The organism is uncultured Streptococcus sp. (assembly GCF_938036805.1).
Lineage (GTDB): Bacteria > Bacillota > Bacilli > Lactobacillales > Streptococcaceae > Streptococcus.
In genome coordinates this window covers 1-5982 of the sequence record NZ_CALHWC010000114.1, presented here as the reverse complement: position 1 = coordinate 5982, position 5982 = coordinate 1, and the positions used below count along the sequence as shown (strand labels likewise).

The window sequence follows — 5982 nt, the reverse complement described above, 5'->3', positions numbered from 1 at the left end:
CGTCTTTACGAGAGCTATGTTGAGCTTGGCGGCAATGGTGCCATCAAGCTTTTGTTTGATAAATTTTCAAAACTACCAATCAAGGAGGAAAAATAATGATCAACCTTAAATTACGTTTTAAAAACAAGGCTACACTCACAGCCTTAATTGCTGCTGTCTTTCTCATGTTGCAACAATTCGGGTTAGACGTGCCTAGCAATATCCAGTCAGGAGTCAATACATTCGTCTTAATCTTGGTTATTCTGGGTGTGGTCACAGACCCAACGACTGCTGGGCTAGGTGACAGTCAGCGAGCTTTAGGCTATGATGAGCCTAAGAAATAACATAATAGAGCAGGCTCTGAAGCTTGCTCTGTTTGCTTTTGCTGCGGGCTATTTTTGGCTCGCAGCCTTTGAAAAAATGAAAGGAAAATAATTATGGCAAAAGTAACTGAATATGCAGAAGGAAATTTCCGCTTTGGCTTTGGGTCAAAACTCTATCTAGCTCGAAATGAAGAAGCGCAAGTGCGAGCTCACATCTCTACACCAGCGACACAACGCTGGGATAACGGACAATATACATTAAACGAAAGGATTGCAGAAGGATTTAAGCCTGCGCATCCCGTAACATTCACAGCTAAGGTGATTTCTCAAGGGAAAATCCAACCACAAGCTGCGATTGACTTCGTCTTGATGCCAGACGGTCGTGTGCTGGTCAATGCTAGCAATGTGCGCCAATTGCCTACACCGCTTGATATTGTTGGAGAGGTAACTTATATCATCGGCGCGAGCCAGTTTGATAAATAGGGGGAAAATAATTATGACAACAGCAAATGAACTTGTACAATTTACGATTGACCTAGCAAACTCTGGTATGGGTGTTGATAAAGATGGATTCGCAGGCACTCAATGCGCTGATTTGCTAACCTATCCATCAAAACACTTTTTCGGCGTGGACTTGTTGGGCAATGCCGCCGATTTGCTAGATTCCGCAGAAGCTGCTGGCTGGGAAGTACACCGCATGCCAACTGACGAAAACCCACGAGCTGGAGCGTTTTTCAACATGAATGCTTGGTTTGGTGGTGTTAATTATGGCCATTGTGGTATCGTCATTGAAGACTCGGACGGCATTACTATGCGAACTGTCGAGCAAAACATTGACGGCAATGCTGATGCTTTAATCGTTGGAGGGCCAGCTCGATACAATAATCGAGGTTTTGAGGATGTGATTGGCTGGTTTTATCCACCTTATAGCTACGGTCCAGCGCCAGTAACTCCAGCTGACATAACTCCAACATCAGAAGAAATTGAGCTTACACCTGAAATCGGTACATTCACAATTGGAACATCAGCTATCAATGTACGCCGTGCACCAAATCTTAACAGTGAAATCGTGCATGTTTACGAAGCCGGGGATTCTGTTAATTATGACAGTAAAGGCTCAGCTAATGGTTATCGCTGGATCTCTTACATTGGCCAATCTGGCAATCGTAATTATATGGCCATTGGCCAAACAGACGATACAGGAAATCGCATCACTCTTTGGGGTGATTTGAGCTAAAACAATAACGCAGCGGAAACTGCGATAAATAAAAAATATATTTTCTTAAATTTTAATCTACCCCGGCCAAAAGGCTGGGGCTTTTTTGTTTGTCAAAAATTTTTTAAAAAAATCAAAAAAATTTTATAAAAAGTGTTGACAATATACGCAATGCGTGTTATAATATAATCAAGATAAAGATAAAACAAAAAAAGAAAGCGGGAAATAAAAATGAGAACATTAACAGGAACGCCAAAACAAATTGCATACGCTTCAAAAATTATCGAAGAAATGGATGGGAAAATTTTGAGCCCATACGCAGACTTTGCAAAATACGAAAGTGTCCAAGCAAAATTTGAAACAGAAAAGTTTGATGAGTATGCAAAAAGCAAAGAAGAATACACAAAAGAAGAACTGATGTTTTTGAACCATCAAGCGAAAAAGACTGAAGCTTACTTTATCTACAATTATGTAACAGATGCAGGAACAATCATTGAATATCATACTAACTATTGTTACAATGGTAAAAAACATTATTACGACGGATACGGTATGCACGAATACATCAAAAAATAAAGGAGGAATACAAAATGTTAGTTGGAGTAAGTCAAAAGAATGACTTTGGGTGGTCTATCCAAGTCGTAAAATTCCCCAATCTTGAATCAGCAGAAGCCTGGCTAAACAAAGAGCAATATGATTTTAGAGATAGGTATATATTTGATGATGAAGAGGAGGCGACGGAACATTTAAAAGAAATACGAAGCGCTCGATGGATAAAAGAGGCGTTAAAAGACGCAGATACCCTGACTCTACTTGACAATGGCGAGTTTGACATCGAAATGAGCGACTCTTACATTTATAAAATGATGAATAGATAGGATTTTGGAGGAGAAAATGAAATTTGAATTATTTAAAGAGTTATACGACGAGGCGCTAGAAATCGCCTCGTTGGAACTCTACGTCGCAGAGCGAGGATGGCAGGACTGGATGGAGGGATATACTCCAGACGAAGTAGCTGATCTGCTAAGTCGCATTTACCATCTGGCAAACAATCCGCTTAAAGATACTCGACAGGTCTCAAGAGCGGAATTTAGCAGACGATATGGGATCCCTGTCCGAACTCTACAAGACTGGGATTTGGGGAATCGGAGTGCGCCGGAATACGTCAAATTATTGATTGATTTTGCACAATTTTCAAGCGGTTTATAAAAATGAAAAAATTAAATTTAATAAATAAAACATTTGGCAGACTTACTGTTTTAAAAGAGATCCCAAATACAAAAAGAGAGTCTCGCTGGTTGTGTCAGTGCGAGTGTGGCAACTTTGTTGAGATACGAGGCAGTGCTTTGACCGGCGGTATAACGAAGTCTTGCGGGTGTTTAGCTGTAGAATCTGCTAAAGATATCGCAATAAGGGAAAGGCTTGCCGAAAAAGCACATAAAGCATATAATGACAAGCGTGTCGAAGGTGTAGCTACGTTTTTAATCAATGACAAAATGCAAAAAAACAACACTACTGGTTACAAAGGAGTACAAAAATATTACTTAGCTAGCGGCGAGGCTAGATATAGCGCTTATCTGACTGTAGGAGGCAAACGTTATAGCAAAGGAGGGTTTGATACACCACAAAAAGCATACGAGTATAGACAAGAGTTAGTAGCTAAATACGTCCCTAGAAACGAATAGCGATGCGATAAAGACCAGATCAGTTTGTCTGTATTTGGTCTTTTTTTATTTGCAAATTTTTAAAAAAAATTTAAAAAAATTTTATAAAAAGTGTTGACAATATACGCAATGCGTGTTATAATATAATCAAGATAAAGAAAGGGAGAGCAAAAAGCTCTCAAGGTAAAACAAAATGAAAGTCACTAAATACAACAAAGTTTACGAAGTCAGCGAACAAGAAGTTGAAAAACAAATCAGAATTTTTACTGATATGCTAAAAATGAATGAAGATGGAGAATACACTGGTCCAGTAGCAGCAGAGGCTGTCAGTCAAGAAGATATCGACAAAGAAATCAAACAGCTTAAAGAAAAAATCAAAAAACTTACAGAACGCGACAACGACACAATTGCATACCTTCTGGTACGAACAGAAGAAGATGCAGAACGTGTCCGCCAAGAACGAAAAGAATTAGGATTCGGCGATCTATATGATGAATTATTTGAGGATGACGCTGAAGAAGAAGTGTTTAGCAAACCTGTTGAATAAATTGACTACAAAAAAAGGGGGAATCCCCCCTTGTCTTTGGGAACAGAAAATTTCGAGATTTTCTGCTCTGACAGACTTGACAGACTGGCAGCGATGTCGGTCTGATTTCGCTTGATTTTCGCGCGAAAGCATTTTGCTGACTTTGATAAAATTGATAGTATCAAGGTTTGTGTGCTGGATTTGCGCTTGATAATTGTGTAAACGAAACCCAAAATCCGCCCAAAAAGTTTATAAAATTAAATCAAAGAATATAAATCGCATAGCTAAGAATTAGCGTGGTAATAAACTTTTTAGGCTATTTTTAATCATTTTAATATGGCGGATTTGCCGGCAATTAGCACTCGATGGAAAGGTTGAGATTTTCTCAGCCTTTTTTGGTTTTAAATTAGGATTTCTCCTAGTTCAAAATGTACGCTTGCGCCCTCATAGGCGCCCAAATATGGTATAATAAAAGTAATATTAGCAAGGCAGGTAAAATATGTATATCGAAATGGTGGATGAAACCGGTCAGGTTTCTCAAGAAATCATCAAGCAGACTCAGGAAATCTTGGAGTTTGCGGCTCAGAAAACAGGCAAAGAAAATAAGGAAATGGCTGTGACCTTTGTGACCAATGAGCGCAGCCATGAGCTCAATTTGGAATATCGAGACACGGATCGGCCGACGGATGTCATCAGTCTGGAATACAAGCCGGAGCTAGATATTGCCTTTGACGAGGAAGATTTGACGGACAATCCTGAGCTGGCTGAGATGCTGGAGGATTTTGATGCTTATATCGGCGAGCTCTTCATTTCGGTGGACAAGGCGCGGGAGCAGGCGGAAGAATACGGCCACAGCTTTGAACGGGAGATGGGCTTTTTGGCGGTGCATGGTTTTCTGCATATCAACGGCTATGATCATTATACGCCGGAAGAAGAAGCAGAAATGTTTGGCTTACAGGAAGAAATTTTGACAGCTTATGGACTTACAAGACAATAAAAAAAACAAGCGCAAATGGAAAAATCGAGACGTCATATCGAGTTTGGAGTTCGCTCTGACGGGGATTTTCACAGCTTTTAAGGAAGAAAAGAATATGCGGAGCCATGTTCTTTCAGCTGTAGCTGCCATCATTGCAGGTTTGATTTTTCGGATTTCAGCGACTGAGTGGCTCTTATTGCTGCTAAGTATTTTTTTGGTAATCGCTTTTGAAATCATGAATTCAGCCGTTGAAAATGTGGTGGATCTGGCTAGTGATTATCACTTTTCTATGCGGGCTAAGAATGCCAAGGATATGGCAGCTGGTGCAGTTTTGGTGGTTTCTGGTTTTGCAGTTATTACAGGTTTGATTATCTTTCTGCCAAAACTGTGGGATATTATTTTTTAGAGAAGGAATAGAAGAATGACTTTTAAATCAGGCTTTGTAGCCATTTTAGGTCGACCAAATGTCGGCAAATCAACTTTTTTGAATCATGTCATGGGGCAAAAAATTGCCATCATGAGTGACAAGGCTCAGACGACCCGCAACAAGATTATGGGCATTTATACAACGGATAAGGAGCAGATTGTCTTTATCGACACGCCGGGAATCCATAAGCCTAAGACGGCTCTGGGTGATTTCATGGTCGAAGCAGCTTACAGTACCCTGCGAGAGGTAGACACTGTTCTCTTCATGGTGCCGGCTGATGAGCCGCGTGGCAAGGGCGATGACATGATTATCGAGCGCCTGAAAGCGGCTAAGGTGCCAGTTATTTTGGTGGTCAATAAGATTGATAAAGTCCATCCGGATCAACTCTTGGCGCAAATTGATGATTTCCGTCAGCAGATGGATTTCAAAGAAATCGTGCCAATTTCAGCTCTGCAGGGCAACAATGTTTCCCGTCTGGTTGATATCCTTAGTGAAAATTTGGAGGAAGGTTTCCAATATTTCCCAGAAGACCAGATTACCGACCATCCAGAACGTTTCTTGGTTTCAGAAATGATTCGCGAAAAGGTTCTCCACCTGACTCGTGAAGAAATTCCACACTCAGTTGCGGTGGTTGTTGACAGCATGAAGCGAGACGAGGAGACGGACAAGGTCCATATCCGAGCGACCATCATGGTCGAGCGTGACAGCCAAAAAGGCATTATCATCGGTAAAGGTGGCTCCATGCTCAAGAAAATCGGTTCTATGGCTCGCCGCGATATCGAGCTCATGCTGGGAGACAAGGTCTTCCTCGAAACATGGGTCAAGGTCAAGAAAAACTGGCGGGACAAGAAGCTGGACTTGGCGGACTTTG

General features: G+C 41.0%; 10 protein-coding genes and 1 pseudogene. All 11 read left to right on the top strand.

Annotation, left to right across the window (positions count from 1 at the left end):
* Nucleotides 1–95 precede the first annotated feature (95 nt).
* On the top strand, nucleotides 96–323 hold the full coding sequence (locus tag Q0191_RS04385; RefSeq protein WP_297664169.1) for a phage holin: 228 nt from the start codon (nucleotides 96–98) through the stop codon (nucleotides 321–323).
* 93 nt (nucleotides 324–416) lie between these two features.
* Nucleotides 417–785: a hypothetical protein gene (locus tag Q0191_RS04380; RefSeq protein WP_297664167.1), complete on the top strand. Its 369-nt coding sequence runs from the start codon at nucleotides 417–419 to the stop codon at nucleotides 783–785.
* A 13-nt stretch (nucleotides 786–798) separates the two neighbouring features.
* Nucleotides 799–1539: pseudogene (locus Q0191_RS04375) on the top strand (SH3 domain-containing protein); the annotation flags it as partial.
* Nucleotides 1540–1749: 210 nt separating this feature from the next.
* The gene (locus Q0191_RS04370; RefSeq protein WP_297664165.1) at nucleotides 1750–2094 is read left to right on the top strand and encodes a hypothetical protein; all 345 of its coding nucleotides are present in this window, start codon (nucleotides 1750–1752) and stop codon (nucleotides 2092–2094) included.
* Nucleotides 2095–2108: 14 nt separating this feature from the next.
* Entirely contained in the window at nucleotides 2109–2396 is a 288-nt protein-coding gene (locus Q0191_RS04365; RefSeq protein ID WP_297664164.1) for a hypothetical protein, read from the top strand.
* Nucleotides 2397–2412: 16 nt separating this feature from the next.
* Complete coding sequence (locus tag Q0191_RS04360; RefSeq protein WP_297664162.1) at nucleotides 2413–2727, top strand: hypothetical protein; 315 nt, start codon at nucleotides 2413–2415, stop codon at nucleotides 2725–2727.
* Between the two features lie 2 nt (nucleotides 2728–2729).
* The gene (locus Q0191_RS04355; protein WP_297664161.1) at nucleotides 2730–3203 is read left to right on the top strand and encodes a hypothetical protein; all 474 of its coding nucleotides are present in this window, start codon (nucleotides 2730–2732) and stop codon (nucleotides 3201–3203) included.
* A gap of 172 nt (nucleotides 3204–3375) precedes the next feature.
* A complete protein-coding gene (locus Q0191_RS04350; protein ID WP_297664159.1) occupies nucleotides 3376–3729 on the top strand; it encodes a hypothetical protein in 354 nt (117 codons plus the stop codon).
* A 478-nt stretch (nucleotides 3730–4207) separates the two neighbouring features.
* Nucleotides 4208–4705, top strand: coding sequence for an rRNA maturation RNase YbeY (gene ybeY, locus Q0191_RS04345; RefSeq protein WP_297664158.1), 498 nt, complete (start codon nucleotides 4208–4210; stop codon nucleotides 4703–4705).
* On the top strand, nucleotides 4686–5090 hold the full coding sequence (locus tag Q0191_RS04340; protein ID WP_297664156.1) for a diacylglycerol kinase family protein: 405 nt from the start codon (nucleotides 4686–4688) through the stop codon (nucleotides 5088–5090). The genes ybeY and Q0191_RS04340 overlap by 20 nt, the downstream gene beginning before the upstream one ends.
* A 15-nt stretch (nucleotides 5091–5105) precedes the next feature.
* Nucleotides 5106–5982 (top strand): GTPase Era (era, locus tag Q0191_RS04335; RefSeq protein ID WP_297664155.1); only part of this gene is annotated, 877 nt, incomplete at its 3' end.